Source organism: Burkholderia sp. A2 (assembly GCF_001729305.1).
GTDB lineage: Bacteria > Pseudomonadota > Gammaproteobacteria > Burkholderiales > Burkholderiaceae > Burkholderia > Burkholderia sola.
Genome location: NZ_LZXX01000087.1, coordinates 120,581 through 138,154, shown reverse-complemented (window position 1 = coordinate 138,154; position 17,574 = coordinate 120,581). Strand labels below are relative to the sequence as shown.

Sequence of the window (17,574 nt, the reverse complement as noted above, 5' to 3'; positions counted from 1 at the left end):
GGCGTGCCATTTTTGGCTATGTCGGCATCACACCTTCAGGATGCGCTCGCCGCGTCCGATGCCGGAGCTGCCGGTGCGCACGGTCTCGAGGATCGCGCTCGCGTCCAGCCCCTGGATGAATGCGTCGAGCTTGTCGCTCGCGCCCGTCAATTCGATCGTGTAGGTCTTTTCGGTCACGTCGATGATGCGGCCGCGGAAAATATCCGACATCCGCTTCATTTCTTCGCGCTCCTTGCCCACTGCACGTACCTTGATCAGCATCAGCTCGCGTTCGATGTGTGCACCGTCGGTCAGGTCCACCACTTTCACCACCTCGATCAGGCGGTTCAGATGCTTCGTGATCTGTTCGATCACGTCGTCGGAGCCAATGGAAACGATGGTGAGCCGCGACAGCGATTGGTCTTCGGTCGGCGCCACCGTCAAGGTTTCGATGTTGTAGCCGCGTGCGGAAAACAGGCCGACCACGCGCGACAGCGCGCCCGGTTCGTTCTCCAGCAGGACGGAAATGATGTGTCTCATGTTCGCTTCTTCCAGAATGTGCCGTGTCGATTCACTCGCGCCGCGCGCCGCCGCGTGCCGCACCGCCCTTCGTGAAGGCGGCCGCATCGGGCCTGAGCGCGCGTCGCGCCGTTACAGATCTTCCGATCCGAGCAGCATCTCGGTGATGCCCTTGCCGGCCTGTACCATCGGCCAGACGTTTTCGGTCGGATCGGTCTGGAAGTCGAGAAACACGGTGCGGTCCTTCAGGCGCAGCGCTTCCTTCAGCGCCGGCTCCACATCCGAAGTCTTTTCGATCCGCATGCCGACGTGGCCGTACGCTTCGGCGAGCTTCACGAAATCGGGCAGCGCATCCATGTACGAATGCGAATAGCGCTTGCTGTATTCGATCTGCTGCCACTGGCGGACCATGCCGAGGTAGCGGTTGTTCAGCGAAATGATCTTCACCGGCGTGTCGTACTGCAGGCAGGTCGACAGTTCCTGGATGCACATCTGGATCGAGCCTTCGCCCGTGATGCACAGCACGTCGTCGTCCGGGTGGGCCATCTTCACGCCCATCGCCGCCGGCAGGCCGAAGCCCATCGTGCCGAGGCCGCCGGAGTTGATCCAGCGACGCGGCTTGTTGAAACGGTAGAACTGCGCGGCCCACATCTGGTGCTGGCCGACGTCCGAGCACACGAACGCATTGCCGTCCGTCAGCTCCCACGCCTTCTCGACCACGTACTGCGGCTTGATGATCTCGCTTTCGCGGTCGTACTTCAGGCAGTCCTTCGCACGCCAGCCCTCGATGTCCGTCCACCATTGCGCGAGCGCGTCGGTGTCGGGCCCATGCTCGGCCGTCTGCAGTTGCTCGATCAGTTCCTTCAGCACTTCCTTCACGTCGCCGACGATCGGAATGTCGACCTTCACGCGCTTCGAGATCGACGACGGGTCGATGTCGATGTGAATGATCTTGCGCGGGCGCGACGCGAAGTGCGCCGGGTCGCCGATCACGCGGTCGTCGAAGCGGGCGCCGATCGCGATCAGCACGTCACAGTGCTGCATCGCCATGTTCGCTTCGTAGGTGCCGTGCATGCCGAGCATGCCGAGGAATTTCTTGTCCGACGCGCGATAGCCGCCGAGGCCCATCAGCGTGTTCGTGACCGGGTAGCCGAGCAGGTCCGCGAACTGGTTCAGCTCGCGCGACGCGTCGGCGAGGATGATGCCGCCACCCGTGTAGATGTAGGGGCGCTTGGCCGTCAGCAGCAGCGACACGGCCTTGCGGATCTGGCCCGAATGGCCTTTCGTGACGGGGTTGTACGAACGCAGCGACACGCTCTTCACCGGCTCGTACTGGCACGGCGTCTTCGAGATGTCCTTCGGGATGTCGATCAGCACCGGGCCCGGACGGCCGGTGCGGGCGATATAGAACGCCTTCTTGACGGTTTCCGCGAGGTCGCGCACGTCCTTCACGAGGAAGTTGTGCTTCACGCACGGGCGCGTGATGCCGACGGTGTCGCATTCCTGGAACGCATCCTGGCCGATCGCGGCGGTCGGCACCTGGCCGCTGATCACGACCATCGGGATCGAATCCATGTACGCCGTTGCGATGCCGGTCACCGCGTTGGTGACGCCGGGGCCCGACGTCACGAGACAGACGCCGACATTGCCGGTGGAGCGCGCATACGCATCGGCTGCGTGCACGGCTGCCTGTTCATGGCGCACCAGCACGTGCTGAATCTTGTCCTGCTTGTACAGCTCATCGTAGATGTAGAGAACCGAGCCGCCGGGGTAGCCCCAGATGAATTCGACGTTTTCGTCGGCCAGTGCCTTCATGAGCACGGTACCGCCGATGGAGTCGCTATCGGGAGGGGAAAGGGGTTCCGACGTGGAGAATTCCGCGCTGGGCATGTTCATTTTGACCTTTCGAATTTTCGGCAAAAAATTGATCGGGTGCTCTCTGCCGGGCTTGTGGCTCGGGTTCAAGCGGCGCGTCCAGTTTGAAGGGCGGGCTTCTTGGGCCAGCCTCAAATGAGACCATCACTTCATGTTGCGAATCGCCGACAATAGCGGGTCGAAGCGGGGCCGTCAAGCAAAATATCCCGCAGCGCATCATGCACGCCGCCTGGCGCCCGGCCGGCGCGGTTCGCGCGCAACGTGCGGCGGCCGACCCGGTGCCAAGCCGCATGAAAATTTGATAGCATCCGCGGGTTTTACGAAATTTTTCGACCTTTTACACCACGCAGCGGGCCGCAGCGCATACCTTCACGGAATGGCATCAGACAAGGAACTCGCCGACTTTCTGGCGGGCGTCGAAAGGCGCGCGTTCAAGCAGGCTGCGTACGCCGTACGTGACGACGATGCATCGCTCGACATCGTGCAGGACGCGATGATCAAGCTCGCGGAAAAGTACGGGGACCGCCCGTCGGCCGAGCTGCCGCTGCTTTTTCAGCGGATCCTGCAGAACGCGATCCACGACTGGTTCCGCCGGCAGAAGGTCCGCAACACGTGGGTGACGCTCTTCTCGTCGCTGAACAACACCGACGACGACGACTTCGACCCGCTCGAAACGCTCGAATCCGCGGACGACAACGCGGGCGTCGAGAGCAGCGAGCACCGCCTCGAAAGAGAGCAGGTTCTGGCCCTGATCGACGAAGAAATCCAGAAGCTTCCGACGCGTCAACGGGAAGCGTTCCTGATGCGTTATTGGGAAGATATGGATGTCGCCGAGACTGCCGCCGCAATGGGGTGCTCCGAGGGCAGCGTCAAGACGCACTGCTCGCGAGCCACTCACACCCTGGCGCAAGCGCTCAAGGCCAAAGGAATCACGCTATGAGCTCCGCAAACCGAGAACACGAATTCGCGCTGAAGGTGCGCCGCGCGCTGGACGAGCGCGCGGCCGCGCTGCCTGCCGCGACCACCGATCGGCTGGCCGTCGCCCGCCGGGCCGCGCTCGCGCGCAAGAAGCCCGAAGCCGCGAGCGCGCCGGTGTTCGTGCCGGCCTTCGCCGGCGCGGCCGGCGCCTACGGCTCGACGCCCGGGAACCGCCCGCCCGCGGGCCGCCCGTACGCGTCGTTTGCCCGCCGCCTGCTGCGTGCGTGGCCGCTCGCGTTGCTGCTCGCGGGGCTCGTCGGCATCGCGTACTGGGAAGACATGCAGCGCACCGCCGAACTCGCCGACATCGACGCGGCGATGCTCAGCGACGACCTGCCGCTCAATGCGTATCTCGATCACGGGTTCAACGCGTATCTTTCGCGCGCTCACTAACAGACAATAACGAGGGGATCGCACGGGTGAGTCAGAAGCGCGGCCTGGCCGTATTTTTCGGATGCGTGATCGCGATCGCCGTTTCCTACGTCGCCACGTATTCCCGATTCCACCCGGCCCCCGCGACGGCACCCGTCGCGACCACCAGCCCCGCCGCGCCCGCGTCAACCGCGACCGGGCTGACCGCCGAACTCCCGCCGCTTCCCCTTCCGCTGCCGGCCGCCGCCGGCCCGCTGTCGTGGGCACGCCTTACGCCGGCGCAGCACGCGGCCCTCGCGCCATTCGCCGACCAGTGGGACGGATTCAGCGACGCCCGCAAGCGCAAATGGCTGAAGATCGCATCGCGTTTCGCGAAGTTGTCGCCAGATGACCAGAAGCGGCTGCAGGACCGGATGACCGAATGGGCGAAAATGACGCCCGAACAGCGCCGCGTCGCGCGCGAGAACTACCAGAGTGCGAAGGAGTTGTCCGCGCAGGCGCGCGAGCGCGCGTGGAAAGCCTATCAGCAGCTCCCCGAGGAACAGAAGGAACGGCTTGCCGCCGCCGAGCGCCGCCGCAGGCCGAGCGTCGTCAGCGCGCCGCCGACGGTCGCCGACCGTGACGTCCGCCGCCTCGTCAACTCGCACGAACATCCGGCGAGCGGCGCGACCGCCACCCCGGCGCCCGCGTCGGCCGGCGTCGTCGTGCAGCCGGTGCCTGCATCGTCGACGTCCGGCACCGCATCGGCACCGGCCGCGGTCGTGCCGGTGTCACCCGCCGACGCGCCGTCGCTGTTCAAGGGCTCCTGAGCGGCCGTGGCGAACGCCCGCGCTCCCGAGACCCCGGCCGCCGCGCCGTCCGTGCGGCGGCGCCTCGCCGCGCTGCTCTACGAAGGCGTGCTGCTGTTCGGCGTCGTGTTCTTCGCCGGGCTCGCGTTCAGTCTCGCGACGCAGCAACGCAACGGCCTCGTTCATCACAACCTGCTTGCCGCGTGGATCGCGCTCGTCGTCGGCGCGTATTTCGTGTGGTTCTGGACGCACGGCGGCCAGACGCTGCCGATGAAAACCTGGCGGCTGCGGCTCGAATCGTCGAGCGGCCGGCCGCTGAGCGCCGGCCACGCGCTCGTCCGCTACGCGCTGGGCTGGCTGTGGTTCCTGCCGCCGCTCGCGCTGCACCCGCTCCTCGGCCTGTCGGTGCCCGTCACGCTCGCGCTCGCCGCCGCATGGATCGTCGTGTGGGCCGGCGCCGCCCGGTTGCACGCCGGCCGCCAGTTCCCGCACGACCGGATCGCGCGCACGCGCGTCGTCGCGATACCGCGCTGACGCGCCGCATTCGTCCGACGAAAACCGCTCGCCCGGCCCGTTCCCGATCGAGCCGGACAGCCTTGCCGGACACGCGCCGACCGTTCAGTGCGGCAGCTTACGCAACGCCCGCTCATTTACTGCTAAACACCCTTCGACGACCGTAATAAGAACGTCTCGTGACTGTCACGGCACAGTCACGCCCGCATGGCGGAATGCCGGTAATGTCAACCGGCGCGAGTCATGCATGGGCCAGAAAACGTCCGCGACTTCATTGTTTCGTCATCCCATCGGCGCCCGCGCCGCCACAGCGTTCCTGTCCGGCTCGGGGGCAACCGACGGCGTGGTGTCGCACAAGCCGCCGGTCGCGCACACCACACAGCACGACGACCCCGAGCCGTCCGCCCATCGCTACCGCACCATCTGGCTGTCCGACATCCACCTCGGCTCGAGCGGCTGTCAGGCGCCCTACCTGCTGGATTTCCTGCGTCACAACGACTCGGAATACCTGTACCTCGTCGGCGACATCATCGACGGCTGGCAGCTGAAAAAAGGCTGGTACTGGCCGCAGGCGCACAACGACGTCGTGCAGAAGATCCTGCGCAAGGCGCGCAAGGGCACGCAGGTCGTCTACATCCCCGGCAACCACGACGAAGGCGCGCGGCAGTTCTGCGATCTCGCGTTCGGCGACATCCAGGTGCGCGGCGAGGCGTTCCACACGACACTCGCGGGCAAACGTTTGTGGATCGTGCACGGCGACCTGTTCGACGGCGTGATCCAGCACGCGAAATGGCTCGCGTACCTCGGCGACACTCTCTACACGCTGATCCTCGTGCTGAACCGCTGGTTCAACCGGATCCGCAGCCGGCTCGGCTTCCAGTACTGGTCGCTGTCGCAATACCTGAAGCACCAGGTCAAGAACGCGGTCAACTTCATCTCGCAGTTCGAGACCGTGATGACCGACGAGGCGCGCCGCCGCGGCTGCGACGGCGTCGTGTGCGGCCACATCCACAAGGCCGAGATCCGCGACATCGACGGCGTGCTGTACTGCAACGACGGCGACTGGGTCGAAAGCCTGTCCGCGCTCGTCGAAACGATGGAAGGCGAATTGAAGATCGTCTACTGGACGGTGATGCGCACCGCGCCATCCGAGACCACGTCGCGCAAGGCCAAGGCCGCTGCCTGACACAACCCTACTTACAGGACATGCCGCGATGAAGATCATGATCGTCACCGACGCGTGGGAACCGCAGGTCAACGGCGTCGTACGCACGCTGAAGAGCACGTCGCGCGAACTCACGGCGCTCGGCCACCGCGTCGAACTGCTGACGCCGCTGGAATTCCGCACGGTGCCCTGCCCGACCTACCCCGAGATCCGCCTGTCGATCCTGCCGTATCGCAAGCTGCGCGCGCGGATCGATGCGTTCGCACCCGACGCGCTGCACATCGCGACCGAAGGCCCGCTGGGCCTGGCCGCGCGGCGCTATGCGCGCGCCCGCAAGCTGCCGTACACGACCGCGTACCACACGCGCTTTCCGGAATACGTGCAGGCGCGCTTCGGCATCCCGCTGGCGGCGACCTACAAGTTCCTGCACTGGTTCCACGGCCCGTCGCTCGCGGTGATGGCGCCGACGCCGGTCGTCAAGCAGGACCTCGAGAAATTCGGCTTCACGAACGTCGTGCTGTGGACCCGCGGCGTCGACCTCGACACCTTCCGGCCGATGGACTCGAAGGTGCTCAACACCGCGCGGCCGATCTTCCTGTACGTGGGCCGCGTCGCGATCGAGAAGAACGTCGAGGCGTTCCTGCGCCTCGACCTGCCCGGCTCGAAGTGGGTTGCGGGCGAAGGCCCCGCGCTCGCGGAACTGAAATCGCGCTATCCGGAGGCGAACTATCTCGGCGTGCTGTCACAGACGGAGCTCGCGAAGGTGTATGCTGCGGCCGACGTGTTCGTATTCCCGAGTCGCACCGACACGTTCGGCCTCGTGCTGCTCGAAGCCCTCGCCTGCGGCACGCCGGTGGCCGCGTATCCCGTAACCGGCCCGATCGACGTGCTCGGCGGTGGCGATGCCGGCGCGATGCACGAGGACCTGCAGGAAGCCTGCCTCGAGGCGCTGAAGATCGAACGCACGACTGCGCGCGCGTGGGCGGAACGCTTCTCGTGGCGCGCCGCATCCGAGCAGTTCGCGTCGCATCTGAAGCCGCTGCCGAAGACCGCGTACTCGCCAGCCGAAGGTGCAGCCGTTTGAAACGAGACCTGAACGACAAGATCCCGCCCCCCGCCGCGACGCCGTCACGGCACCGCCCGTTCGACGAGGAAGAGCCGCATGCCGACGCGGACGCGCACCCGCACGAGCCGCTCGGCCCCGACGACCGGCTCGCGCCGCTGCCGCCGAATCCGTACAAGCGCCACCGCGGCATCACGCGTGCGTGGTTCGCGCTCAAGCATTCGCTGAACGGCTTTCGCGTCGCGATCCGCGAGGAAAGCGCGTTTCGCCAGGAGCTCACGCTCGCCGCGCTGATGCTGCCGGTCGGCGCATTCTCGCCGGTGCCCGCCGCGTCGCGCGCGCTGCTGATCGGCTCGGTGCTGCTGGTGCTGATCGTCGAGCTGCTGAACTCGAGCGTCGAAGCCGCGATCGACCGCATCTCGCTCGAGCGCCACGAACTCTCGAAGCGCGCGAAGGACCTCGGCAGCGCGGCCGTGACCGTCGCGCTGTTCGCGTGCGTGACGACGTGGGGCTTCGTGCTCGGCCCCGTCGTCGCACGCTGGCTCGGCTTCTAGGCCACCGCCGGGCGCCTTTCGCCACGCCTGCATGCGGCGCCGCACCATGCGCCGCGCCGGGGCCGCGATCACGAAATGCCCCGGCGTGGCGAAACCCCGGTTTATAATCGTCCGCCAGACATAGAACAGCAACCCGCGCCGGACGAATCACGCAGCATCGATTGCAGCGCCTGCCAGTCCGGCACATACAGGGCCGGACGACATGGAAGCGAAACCTCCCCGCCGCACCCGCGAACGGATTCTCGAGTTGTCGTTGAAACTCTTCAACGAGATCGGCGAGCCGAACGTCACCACCACGACGATCGCCGAGGAAATGGAAATCAGTCCAGGCAACCTGTACTACCATTTCCGCAACAAGGACGACATCATCAACAGCATCTTCGCGCAGTTCGAGCAACAGATCGAACGGCGGCTGCGCTTCCCCGAAGATCACCGTCCGACGATCGACGAAACCTGGTCGTACCTGCAGTACATGGCCGATTTCATGTGGACCTACCGGTTCCTGTATCGCGACCTCAACGACCTGCTCGCACGCAACCGCACGCTCGAGACGCACTTCAAGCAGATCATCAGCCACAAGGTGCGCTTCGCGCACGACATGTGCGAGCTGCTCGTCTCCGACGCCGAGATGGTCGCGACGCCCGCCGAGATCGAGGTCATCGCGACCAACATGGCGGTGATCTCGACGTACTGGCTGTCGTACCAGTACGTGATGCATCCGCGCAAGTACAACGACCAGGACGCGATCCGCGAAGAGCTGCACCAGGTGAGCATGCACGTGATCTCGATCATGGCCCCGTACCTGCGCGGCCGTTCGCGCCAGCTGTTCGACGATCTCGTGTCCGGCAAGCTGCCCAAGCGCCAGTTCACCGACTACCTGCCGCCGCGCGACGGTTCGCCGCGCCCGGCGGGCGGCCCCGTCGCCACCGGACAGGCCTCCGCCAAGGACGCGAAGCAATGAAGGCGGTCTGCGTTTACTGCGGCTCGTCGTCCGGCGTGCGGCCCGTCTATGCCGACGCCGCGCGCGCGTTCGGCCGCGCGCTCGTCGATGCGGGCCTCACGCTCGTGTACGGCGGTGGCCGCGTCGGCCTGATGGGAGTGATCGCCGACGAGGTGATGGCGGCCGGCGGCCGTGCGGTCGGCGTGATCCCCGAGTTGCTCGTCGACAAGGAAGTCGGCCATACGGGGCTGTCGGAACTGCACGTCGTGCCCGACATGCACCATCGCAAGAAAATGATGGCCGACCTCTCCGACGCGTTCGTCGCGATGCCCGGCGGCGCCGGCACGCTCGAGGAGCTCTTCGAGGTCTATACGTGGGCGCAGCTCGGCTATCACCGCAAGCCCGTCGCGCTCTACAACATCGATTCGTTCTACGATCCGCTGATCGCGCTGCTGCGCCATACGGTCGACGAAGGCTTCATGCGGCCGGCCTATTTCGACGCGCTGTGCGTCGAATCGGAACCCGTCGCGCTGATCGAACGGCTGCGCCGCTATCAGCCGCCCACCCGCGACAAGTGGGCGCCCGACGCAGCGAAGTAAACGTCACCGGAAACCGCACGCGATGACCGCACCGTCCGACCGCAAGGCTGTCCTCATCACCGGCGCGAGCCGCGGCATCGGCCGCGCGACCGCCGTGCTCGCGGCCGAACGCGGCTGGGACGTCGGCATCAACTACGCGCGCGACGCGGCCGCGGCCGAGCTGACCGCGCAGGCCGTGCGCGACGCGGGCGGCCGCGCGTGCATCGTCGCGGGCGACGTCGCGAACGAGGCGGACGTCGTCGCGATGTTCGACACCGTTGCGGCCGAGTTCGGACGCCTCGACGCGCTCGTCAACAATGCCGGCATCGTCGCGCCGTCGTTGCCGCTCGCCGACATGCCGGTCGACCGGCTGCGGCGAATGTTCGATACCAACGTGCTCGGCGCCTACCTGTGCGCGCGCGAAGCGGCGCGGCGGCTGTCCACCGATCGCGGCGGGCGCGGCGGCGCGATCGTCAACGTGTCGTCGATCGCGTCTCGACTCGGCTCGCCGAACGAGTACGTCGACTACGCGGGCTCGAAAGGCGCGGTCGATTCGCTGACGATCGGCCTGGCCAGGGAACTCGGTCCGCACGGCGTGCGCGTCAACGCGGTGCGCCCGGGCCTGATCGAGACCGACATTCATGCAAGCGGCGGCCAGCCGGGCCGTGCGGCCCGTCTCGGCGCGCAAACGCCGCTAGGACGCGCGGGCGAAGCGCAGGAGATCGCCGAGGCGATCGTCTGGCTGCTCGGCGATGCGGCGTCCTACACAACGGGCGCCCTGCTCGACGTCGGCGGCGGCCGCTAAACTGACGCGCGGCGCAACAATACAGCGGTCGAAACCGCCCCTTGGTCACGGCGCCACAAATCTCCACAATTCCGTGACACTTCCAGTAAACATCCGTAACAATTCCGTGCTCTACTAGCGGCCATTCAGACAGGTGTCTCAAACACGCTGTCCGTTACCCCGGATGTAGCCCCTTATCGGTCCAGCCCATGTCGCCGGACCGGCTCGACTCGACCCGAGATCTTTTCCATGCCTGGAACCGCAGCGCCCAGCCGGCGACGCACGTCCGTGCCCGCCCCGGCCGCGCACACCCGCTCGACCGCCGATACCGACGTCATCGCGACGCTGGACGTCGCCGGCACGCCCGTCGCGGCCTCGACCGCCGCCATCAGCCCCCCGCGCGACCGCTCGCTGCTGCTCGGCTGGCGCGCATGGCTGTTCGTCGTCGCGCTGGTGTGCGCGTACACGCTGCCGGGCGTGCTCGGGCACGATCCGTGGAAACAGGACGAAACCTATACGTTCGGCATCGTCCAGCACATGCTCGAGACCGGCGATTTCATCGTCCCGACCAATGCCGGCCTGCCGTTCATGGAAAAGCCGCCGCTTTACGCGTGGGTCGCGACCAGCCTCGCGTGGCTGCTGCAGCGCGTGATGCCGCTGCACGACGCAGCGCGCCTCGCGAGCGCCCTGTTCGCCGCGCTCGCGTTCGGCTTCATCGCGCGGGCGGCCCGCGTGGCCAGTCGCGCGGACGGCTGGTTCGACCTGCGCGTGATCGGTCCGGTCGTGCTGAGCGCGGGCACGCTCGTCGTCATCAAGCACGTGCACGACATGATGACGGACGTCGCGCTGTTTGCCGGCACCGCAATGGCGTTCTGCGGGCTGCTCGAACTCGTGATGCAGCACGTCGCGCGCGCGCAGCCGATGCGTCACGGGCTGCCGGCGCACCCGGCGGGCCGCTGGGCCGCGCCGATCTTCGGCGCGGGTGTCGGCATCGCGCTGATGGCGAAGGGGCTGTTCGTGCCGCTCGTGTTCGCGGCCACGCTCGTCTGCACGCTGGTGCTGTACCCGGCCTGCCGCACCCGCGCGTTCGCGCGCGCGCTCGGCGTCGCCGCGCTCGTGTTCGCGCCGTTCGCGCTGATCTGGCCGACCGCGCTGTTCCTGCGCTCGGAAACGCTGTTCATGACGTGGTTCTGGGACAACAATGTCGGCCGCTTCTTCGGCTTCTCCGTTCCCGAACTGGGCGCGGAAAACGACAAGCCGTTCTTCATCCTGCGCGCGTTCCTGCTCGTCGGCTTCCCGGTCGCGCCGCTCGCGATCGCCGCGCTCGCCCGCGGCGCGTGGCGCGACTGGCGTACGCCGCGCATCGCGCTGCCCGTGCTGTTCGCCGGCATCGGGCTCGTGGTGCTGCAGGTGTCCGCGACGTCGCGCCAACTCTACATCCTGCCGTTCTTCGCACCGCTCGCGCTGGTCGCCGCGCAGGTGATCGACCGCCTGCCGCGCCGGCTGCATCTTGCGTGGGATTACCTGAGCCGCGTCCTGTTCGGCACGGTCGTCGTGCTCGCGTGGGCGATCTGGGCGGTGATGGCCGATCCGGCCGCGTCGCGCGCCGATCTCGCGCTGCTCGGCCGCTGGCTGCCGCTCGACTGGACGATGCCGATCCGGCCCGCGCTCGTGACCGGCGCGCTCGCGCTGACGGTCGGCTGGCTGACGCTGCTGCCGAAGCTGCGCACGACGGGGCCGTGGCGCGGCGCGCTGTCGTGGGGCGCCGGCGCGCTCGTCGCGTGGGGGCTCATCTATACGCTGCTGCTGCCGTGGCTGGACGTCGCGAAGAGCTACCGGTCGGTGTTCGACGACCTGAACGCGCATCTCGCGCTCGAATGGAACGACGGCGACTGCATGGCGAGCCTGCACGGGCTCGGCGAATCGGAAGCGCCGATGCTGTATTACTTCTCCGGCATCCAGCACACGCCGATCGACGACGCGAAGACGACGCGCTGCACGTGGATGATCGTGCAGGGCGTGCGGGCCGTCGATCCGGCGCCCGGCGACGAATGGAAGCTGTTCTGGACCGGCGCCCGCCCGGGCGACAACGACGAGTTGCTGCGCGTCTACGTGCGCACGCCCGAACGGCACCAGCAGTGACACGGGGCGGCGCGATGCGCCGCCCTGCCCGCCTTCACTTGCTTCTTCGGCACGGGCCGCCTTCATCCGTCCGACCGACCGGTGCGCAGCCTTTGCTGCAATACCGGCGCCGGCACGAACCCGCAAGCGTCCCAGGGTTCGCCGCCCCGTTCCGTCGTCTCGCCAATGGACGGAACGTCAGAACGACGAACCGGGCTCCCGCAGAAACGCCGCTTCCTCGTCGGTCGACGTGCGACCGAGAATCGCGTTCCGGTGCGGAAAGCGGCCGAAGCGCTCGACGACCGCCGCATGCAGCAACGCGTAGCGGTGATAGCTCTCGCACCCGGCCTCGTCGCGGATGCCCGCGCACAGGCGCACGGCCTCGCGCTGGCTCTCGACCGACTCGTCGTGCTCGAACGGCAGATACGCGAACGCACGATGATGTCCGCTCGGCAAGCGAGCGTCCCAGCCGGCCGCGACGACGCGGCGGGCCAGCGCGAGCGCCTTCGGATCGGCGGCAAACGCGCGCGGCGTGCCGCGATGGATGTTGCGCGAGAACTGGTCGAGCACGACGATCAACGCCAGCGCACCCGACGGCGAATCGGCCCAGTGATCGCATGCGCCGTCGCATGCAGCATCGAGCAGCGCGCCGTAACGCGTGCGCAGCACGTCGTCGAACGCCGCACCGCCGTTGAACCAGACCTTGCGGTTCTGCCCGAACTCGGCCGAGCCCGGCTCGCCGAACCAGAAATCGAGAATCTCCCGCGCCCGCGGATCGAGCGCCGCCTCGCCCGCTTTCCCGGTATCGATCGTCATGCAAGCTCCAGTACGAGGCGCCGTGTGCGCGCACTCTTCTTTTCCAGTTTCGCGACCCGCAGCCCGCCGATTTCGGACGTGTTGCGCACGTGCGTGCCGCCGCACGGCTGCAGGTCGACGTTCTCGATGCGCAGCAGCCGCACGCGGCCGAGGCCCATCGGCGGCTTCACGCTCATCGTGCGTACGAGTTCGGGCCGCTCGGCCATCTCGTCGTCGGTAATCCATTCGGTCATGACCGGATGCGCGCCGGCGACGAAACCCGCGAGGCGACGCTCGACGTCGTCGCGGTCGATCGCGTCGGACGTCGCGAAATCGAGCCGCACGTAGTCGGCCGTCACGCTGCAGCCGTCGACCGCGTACGGCAGCACCGCGCACATCAGGTGCGCGGCCGTATGCAGGCGCATGTGCCGGTAGCGGCGCGGCCAGTCGATCGCCGCGACCACGCGCATGCCGGGAGCAAGCGTCGCGACGCGCGCTTCCTGGCCCGGCGCGGGCAGATGCACGGCGTCGTCGGGCGTCGCGCCGTCGAACTTCGCCTTGCGCGTATCGGCAACCGCGATCGTGCTGCCGCCGGGCAGCGTCAGCGTGCCGGTGTCGCCCGCCTGGCCGCCGCCGAGCGGGTAGAACACGGTGCGATCGAGCCGGATGCCGTCGTCGCCGACGGCCTCGACGATCGCGTCGCATTGCATGAGATACGCGTCTTCGCGAAACAGCGCCTGTGTCGTCATCGGGATGAGCCTCGTATCGATGGGGGAAACGGCCAGTGTCGCGCTGGGCCGCCCGTACGCCCAGACGCAGATCGTCCCGCGCGCGGGCAGCGGCGTACCGGTCGATCAACCGGGCCGGTTGCGCATCCAGTCGGCCGTGTCGTAGAACGAATGCATGAGCCGCTCGCGCAGCGGCTCCGGCAGCCCGACATCCTCCATCGCCCACGCCATGCAGCGCAGCCACTGGTCGCGCTCGACCGACGCGATCGGGAACGGCAGGTGCCGCGCACGCAGACGCGGATGGCCGAACCGGCTGATGTAGTGGTCAGGGCCGCCGAGCCAGCCGCACAGGAACCAGAACAGCTTGTCGCGCGAACCGTCGAGCGACGGCGGATGCAGCGCGCGAATCTGCGCGAACTCGGGCTCGAGGTCCATCAGGTCGTAGAAGCGGTCCACCATGTCGCGCACGCGGGCTTCGCCGCCCACGAGCTCGAACGCCGTCGGCTGCGACGGCGCATCGTCATTCACATCGGTCATACGGATAGTCGGGAAACGGGATCTTCGGGGCCGCCGGCGACGCTCACGCGTCGCGCAGCGACTGCAGCGCGGGGCGCCGCAACACATTATGCAGGCTCAGCCAGCCGGCCGCACCGGCGCAGAAGACGCCGGCCGCGACGCCGGCCGGCACGAGCCACGGATCGACGGCGAGCTGGAAGTCGAACACGCGCGACGCGAGCACCCAGCCGACCGCGATCGCGCCCACCGACGCCAGCACGCCGGCCAGCGCGCCGACCACGACGAATTCCGCGCGCTGCACCGCGTTGACCTGCGCGCGCGACGCGCCGAGCGCGCGCAGCAGCGCGGCCTCGCGCACGCGCTCGTCGCGCGAGCCGGCAAGCGCCGTGTACAACACGAGCACGCCGGCCGCGAGCGTGAACGCGAACAGGAACTGCACGGCTCCGACCACCTGCAGCATCATCCGCTGCAACTGCGCGAGGATCGGCGCGACGTCGATCGCGGTCAGGTTCGGGTAGCGCGCGATCAGCGGATCGAGCAGCGCGGCGTTCGATGAGGGCAGATGGAAGCTCGTCAGGTAGACGGCCGGGAAATCCTTCAGCACCGGCGGCGGCATCAGCACGAAGAAGTTGACGCGAAACGAGCCCCAGTCGAGCTTGCGCACGCTCGTGATCGGCGCATCGACCGTCAGCCCCGTCACGTCGAAGCGCAGCGTGTCGCCGGGTTTCACGTTCAACGTCTTCGCGAGGCCGGCTTCGATCGAGATCTGCGGCGTGGCCGCGGCGCCGAACCAGTCGCCTTCGACGATCCGGTTGTCGGACGGCAGCTCGGTCGTATACGACAGGTTGAATTCGCGATCGACGAGCCGGCGCGCCTCTTCCGACGGGTACGCGTCCGGATTCACCGGCTTGCCGTTGATCGCGACGAGGCGGCCGCGCACCATCGGCGCGGGCACCGCGTCGTGCACGCCGTGCGCGGCCAGATAGGCGGCGACCTCGGCGCGCTGGTCGGGCTGGATGTCGATCAGGAACTGGTTCGGCGCATCGGGCGGCGTCGACTGCCGCCAGCCCGCCACGAGGTCGTTGCGCGTGATCGCGATCAGCAGCAGGCACATCAGGCCGAGCGCGAGCGCGGTGATCTGCAGCGCGCTGGCCGTGCCGCGCCGGTGCAGCGACGCCAGCGCGTAACGCCAGCCGACGCCCGCGGCCACGCGCGCATTGCGCACCGCGCGGGCGGCCGCGAACAGCACGAGCCGGGCGATCAGCGCGAACCCGACGAGCGCGCCGGCAAAGCCGCCCGCGACGATCAGGCCGAGCTTCAGGTTGCCGGCGGCCACGATCAGCAGCCCCGCGAACAGCGCGACGCCGACCGCATACGCGGCCCACGCGGTGCGCGACGCATCGCCCCACTCGCGTCGCAGCACGCGTACCGGCGACACGCGCGTGAGCGGCACGAGCGGCGGCAGCGCGAAACCGAGCAGCAGCACGAGCGCGGCGCCCATGCCGATCAGCGCCGGCCACAACGTGGGTGGCGGCAGCGCGACGTCGATCAGGCTGCCGAGCGCGGCCAGCAACGCCCAGTGGCCGCCGTAGCCGAGCACCGCGCCCGCGGCGCCCGATACGATGCCGACACCGGCGAATTCGAGCGCGAACAGCGCGCCGAGCGTGCGGCGGCTCACGCCGAGGCAGCGCATCGTCGCGCAGCCGTCGAGATGACGCCGCATGTAGCGCTGCGCGGCCATCGCGATCGCGACGGCCGCGAGCAGCGCGGTCAGCAATGCCACGAGCGTCAGGAAATGGCGCGCGCGATCCAGCGTCTGCCGCACCTGCGGCTGCCCTTCCTGCAACGACTCGAGCCCGACGCCGCGCAGCTTCCCGCCGTCGACGCGGGCATGCGCATAGGTTTCGAAGCGCGCGACGGCCGCTGCGTCGCCGGCGACCAGCAGCCGGTACGTGACGCGGCTGCCATAGCCGGTGAGCCCCGTCGCGGCGAGCTCGTCCGCGCGCATCATCAGCCGCGGCGAAAAATTCACGAACGAAAAGCCGCGATCGAGTTCGCGGGCAATCGCCGCGGCGACCGTGAACGTGCGCAGCCCGACGCGCACCGTATCGCCCGCCTTCAGGTGCAGCGCGTCGAGCAGCGCCGGGTCGGCCCACACGGTGCCCGGCGCGGGGATCGCGGACGCCTTCTGCGCGGTGGTCGCACCGGCCGGCAGGATCTCGACCGCGCCGCGCAGCGGATAGCCGGGCGACACGGCCTTCACGGCCGCGAGGCGCGACGGCGCCGCATCGGCGGCCTGCCCGCCCGCGGCGGACGCGATCATGCTCGGGAAGATGGCGGTCGTCGCGGTACGCAGGCCGAGCGCGCGAGCCTGGCGGTCGAACGACGGATCGACGGGGCGATCGGCGCGCACGACGAAATCGGCGCCGAGCATCTGGCGCGCGTCGCGCTCGAGCCCCTGGCGCAGCCGATCGGCGAGAAAGCCGACGCTCGTCAGCGCCGCGACCGCGAGCACCAGCGCGAGCACCAGCAGCGTCAATTCGCCCGCGCGCCAGTCGCGCGCGGTCATCCGGGCAGCCTGATGGATCAGGTCGCGCAGGCCGAAGCGGCCGGCATGCGCATGCCCGTCATGGCCGGGGTGCCCGGCCGGCGGCTGCGCCGCGTGTTGCGGCCCCTTCAATCGCGCTTCCCTCCGATCGAGTTGAGCCGCGACACCATGTGGTTCGCCATTCCGCGAAAGCCGCCCGACACGCCGCGCCACAGGCGCGGCAGCGCCCACGCCGACGCGGCGATGAACGCGGCGAGCAACACGAGGAACGCGAGCGGAACGAAGAACGCGAGGACGAGCCCGCCGACCACGAGACCATCCTCGGTCGACGACGCGAACCAGTTCGAAATCGGTTCGGGAGACAGGTTGATCAGCGCGCGCGTGCCGGCCTTCGCGACGTGCGCGGCGCCGGCGAGCGAGCCGCCGGCGAGCCCCGCGACCGCCAGCATGGCCGGATCGGCATGGCCGAGCGCGCCGGCCGCGAGCACGGCGCCCGCCGGAATGCGGATGAAGGTATGCACGGCATCCCACAGCGAGTCGAACGCGGGGATCTTGTCGGCAAGGAATTCGGTGACGGCGAGCACGGCCGCGGCGCCGATGACCCACGGCGACATCAGCACCGCCAGCGTGTCGGGCAGATGGAGCCAGCCGAACCGCGCCAGCATGCCGGCGATCAGCACCGTCAGGTACAGGCGCAGGCCGCTCGCCCACGCGAGCCCCGCGCCGAGCGAAATGGCTTCGATCATGGCCCTCTCCTT

Annotated in this window: 18 protein-coding genes; 11 read left to right on the top strand and 7 right to left on the bottom strand. The window is 68.4% G+C overall.

Annotation, left to right across the window (positions count from 1 at the left end; all coding sequences use genetic code 11):
• Window positions 1-27 precede the first annotated feature (27 nt).
• Window positions 28-519, bottom strand: coding sequence for an acetolactate synthase small subunit (gene ilvN / locus A9Z05_RS11210; RefSeq protein ID WP_006750445.1), 492 nt, complete (start codon window positions 517-519; stop codon window positions 28-30).
• A gap of 111 nt (window positions 520-630) precedes the next feature.
• Complete coding sequence (locus A9Z05_RS11205; protein ID WP_069618153.1) at window positions 631-2,394, bottom strand: acetolactate synthase 3 catalytic subunit; 1,764 nt, start codon at window positions 2,392-2,394, stop codon at window positions 631-633.
• A 355-nt stretch (window positions 2,395-2,749) separates the two neighbouring features.
• Between A9Z05_RS11205 and A9Z05_RS11200 the strand changes: the two genes are divergently transcribed.
• From A9Z05_RS11200 to A9Z05_RS11150, 11 genes are all read left to right on the top strand, one after another.
• Complete coding sequence (locus A9Z05_RS11200; protein WP_006491033.1) at window positions 2,750-3,313, top strand: RNA polymerase sigma factor; 564 nt, start codon at window positions 2,750-2,752, stop codon at window positions 3,311-3,313.
• Window positions 3,310-3,744 (top strand): DUF3619 family protein, encoded by a 435-nt coding sequence (locus tag A9Z05_RS11195; protein ID WP_069618152.1) that lies wholly within the window; start codon window positions 3,310-3,312, stop codon window positions 3,742-3,744. The genes A9Z05_RS11200 and A9Z05_RS11195 overlap by 4 nt, the downstream gene beginning before the upstream one ends.
• Window positions 3,745-3,770: 26 nt before the next feature.
• Window positions 3,771-4,532, top strand: coding sequence for a DUF3106 domain-containing protein (locus A9Z05_RS11190; protein ID WP_069618151.1), 762 nt, complete (start codon window positions 3,771-3,773; stop codon window positions 4,530-4,532).
• A gap of 6 nt (window positions 4,533-4,538) precedes the next feature.
• On the top strand, window positions 4,539-5,045 hold the full coding sequence (locus tag A9Z05_RS11185) for an RDD family protein (protein ID WP_069618150.1): 507 nt from the start codon (window positions 4,539-4,541) through the stop codon (window positions 5,043-5,045).
• A 226-nt stretch (window positions 5,046-5,271) separates the two neighbouring features.
• Window positions 5,272-6,210, top strand: coding sequence for a UDP-2,3-diacylglucosamine diphosphatase (locus tag A9Z05_RS11180; RefSeq protein ID WP_069618149.1), 939 nt, complete (start codon window positions 5,272-5,274; stop codon window positions 6,208-6,210).
• 28 nt (window positions 6,211-6,238) lie between these two features.
• Entirely contained in the window at window positions 6,239-7,273 is a 1,035-nt protein-coding gene (locus tag A9Z05_RS11175) for a glycosyltransferase family 1 protein (protein WP_069618148.1), read from the top strand.
• Window positions 7,270-7,806 carry a diacylglycerol kinase gene (locus A9Z05_RS11170; protein ID WP_069618147.1) on the top strand — a complete coding sequence of 179 codons (537 nt, stop codon included), beginning with the start codon at window positions 7,270-7,272 and terminating at the stop codon, window positions 7,804-7,806. The genes A9Z05_RS11175 and A9Z05_RS11170 overlap by 4 nt, the downstream gene beginning before the upstream one ends.
• 202 nt (window positions 7,807-8,008) lie before the next feature.
• On the top strand, window positions 8,009-8,767 hold the full coding sequence (locus A9Z05_RS11165) for a TetR/AcrR family transcriptional regulator (protein WP_069618146.1): 759 nt from the start codon (window positions 8,009-8,011) through the stop codon (window positions 8,765-8,767).
• Window positions 8,764-9,345: a TIGR00730 family Rossman fold protein gene (locus A9Z05_RS11160; RefSeq protein ID WP_060312082.1), complete on the top strand. Its 582-nt coding sequence runs from the start codon at window positions 8,764-8,766 to the stop codon at window positions 9,343-9,345. The genes A9Z05_RS11165 and A9Z05_RS11160 overlap by 4 nt, the downstream gene beginning before the upstream one ends.
• A 22-nt stretch (window positions 9,346-9,367) precedes the next feature.
• Window positions 9,368-10,129, top strand: a complete 762-nt coding sequence (locus tag A9Z05_RS11155; protein ID WP_069618145.1) for an SDR family oxidoreductase — start codon at window positions 9,368-9,370, stop codon at window positions 10,127-10,129.
• A 228-nt stretch (window positions 10,130-10,357) separates the two neighbouring features.
• A complete protein-coding gene (locus tag A9Z05_RS11150; RefSeq protein ID WP_069618144.1) occupies window positions 10,358-12,250 on the top strand; it encodes a glycosyltransferase family 39 protein in 1,893 nt (630 codons plus the stop codon).
• A gap of 177 nt (window positions 12,251-12,427) precedes the next feature.
• Here A9Z05_RS11150 and A9Z05_RS11145 read toward each other — a convergent pair whose 3' ends face one another.
• The 5 genes from A9Z05_RS11145 to A9Z05_RS11125 all read right to left on the bottom strand — a co-directional run bounded on the left by A9Z05_RS11145 (window position 12,428) and on the right by A9Z05_RS11125 (window position 17,562).
• Window positions 12,428-13,045 carry a DUF924 family protein gene (locus tag A9Z05_RS11145; RefSeq protein ID WP_069618143.1) on the bottom strand — a complete coding sequence of 206 codons (618 nt, stop codon included), beginning with the start codon at window positions 13,043-13,045 and terminating at the stop codon, window positions 12,428-12,430.
• On the bottom strand, window positions 13,042-13,773 hold the full coding sequence (locus A9Z05_RS11140) for an alanyl-tRNA editing protein (RefSeq protein WP_069618142.1): 732 nt from the start codon (window positions 13,771-13,773) through the stop codon (window positions 13,042-13,044). The genes A9Z05_RS11145 and A9Z05_RS11140 overlap by 4 nt, the downstream gene beginning before the upstream one ends.
• Before the next feature lie 105 nt (window positions 13,774-13,878).
• Window positions 13,879-14,289, bottom strand: coding sequence for a group II truncated hemoglobin (locus A9Z05_RS11135; protein ID WP_034207992.1), 411 nt, complete (start codon window positions 14,287-14,289; stop codon window positions 13,879-13,881).
• Window positions 14,290-14,332: 43 nt separating this feature from the next.
• Window positions 14,333-16,948, bottom strand: coding sequence for an ABC transporter permease (locus A9Z05_RS11130; protein WP_069618141.1), 2,616 nt, complete (start codon window positions 16,946-16,948; stop codon window positions 14,333-14,335).
• On the bottom strand, window positions 16,945-17,562 hold the full coding sequence (locus tag A9Z05_RS11125; RefSeq protein ID WP_069618140.1) for a DUF4126 domain-containing protein: 618 nt from the start codon (window positions 17,560-17,562) through the stop codon (window positions 16,945-16,947). The genes A9Z05_RS11130 and A9Z05_RS11125 overlap by 4 nt, the downstream gene beginning before the upstream one ends.
• Window positions 17,563-17,574: the final 12 nt, after the last annotated feature.

What these genes read in the sequence shown, in the direction of transcription:
- ilvN (WP_006750445.1), bottom strand. Translation starts at nt 519, where the DNA reads ATGAGACACATCATTTCCGTCCTGCTGGAGAACGAACCGGGCGCGCTG.
- A9Z05_RS11205 (WP_069618153.1), bottom strand. Translation starts at nt 2,394, where the DNA reads ATGAACATGCCCAGCGCGGAATTCTCCACGTCGGAACCCCTTTCCCCT.
- A9Z05_RS11200 (WP_006491033.1), top strand. Translation starts at nt 2,750, where the DNA reads ATGGCATCAGACAAGGAACTCGCCGACTTTCTGGCGGGCGTCGAAAGG.
- A9Z05_RS11195 (WP_069618152.1), top strand. Translation starts at nt 3,310, where the DNA reads ATGAGCTCCGCAAACCGAGAACACGAATTCGCGCTGAAGGTGCGCCGC.
- A9Z05_RS11180 (WP_069618149.1), top strand. Translation starts at nt 5,272, where the DNA reads ATGGGCCAGAAAACGTCCGCGACTTCATTGTTTCGTCATCCCATCGGC.
- A9Z05_RS11175 (WP_069618148.1), top strand. Translation starts at nt 6,239, where the DNA reads ATGAAGATCATGATCGTCACCGACGCGTGGGAACCGCAGGTCAACGGC.
- A9Z05_RS11165 (WP_069618146.1), top strand. Translation starts at nt 8,009, where the DNA reads ATGGAAGCGAAACCTCCCCGCCGCACCCGCGAACGGATTCTCGAGTTG.
- A9Z05_RS11160 (WP_060312082.1), top strand. Translation starts at nt 8,764, where the DNA reads ATGAAGGCGGTCTGCGTTTACTGCGGCTCGTCGTCCGGCGTGCGGCCC.
- A9Z05_RS11155 (WP_069618145.1), top strand. Translation starts at nt 9,368, where the DNA reads ATGACCGCACCGTCCGACCGCAAGGCTGTCCTCATCACCGGCGCGAGC.
- A9Z05_RS11150 (WP_069618144.1), top strand. Translation starts at nt 10,358, where the DNA reads ATGCCTGGAACCGCAGCGCCCAGCCGGCGACGCACGTCCGTGCCCGCC.
- A9Z05_RS11145 (WP_069618143.1), bottom strand. Translation starts at nt 13,045, where the DNA reads ATGACGATCGATACCGGGAAAGCGGGCGAGGCGGCGCTCGATCCGCGG.
- A9Z05_RS11140 (WP_069618142.1), bottom strand. Translation starts at nt 13,773, where the DNA reads ATGACGACACAGGCGCTGTTTCGCGAAGACGCGTATCTCATGCAATGC.
- A9Z05_RS11135 (WP_034207992.1), bottom strand. Translation starts at nt 14,289, where the DNA reads ATGACCGATGTGAATGACGATGCGCCGTCGCAGCCGACGGCGTTCGAG.
- A9Z05_RS11125 (WP_069618140.1), bottom strand. Translation starts at nt 17,562, where the DNA reads ATGATCGAAGCCATTTCGCTCGGCGCGGGGCTCGCGTGGGCGAGCGGC.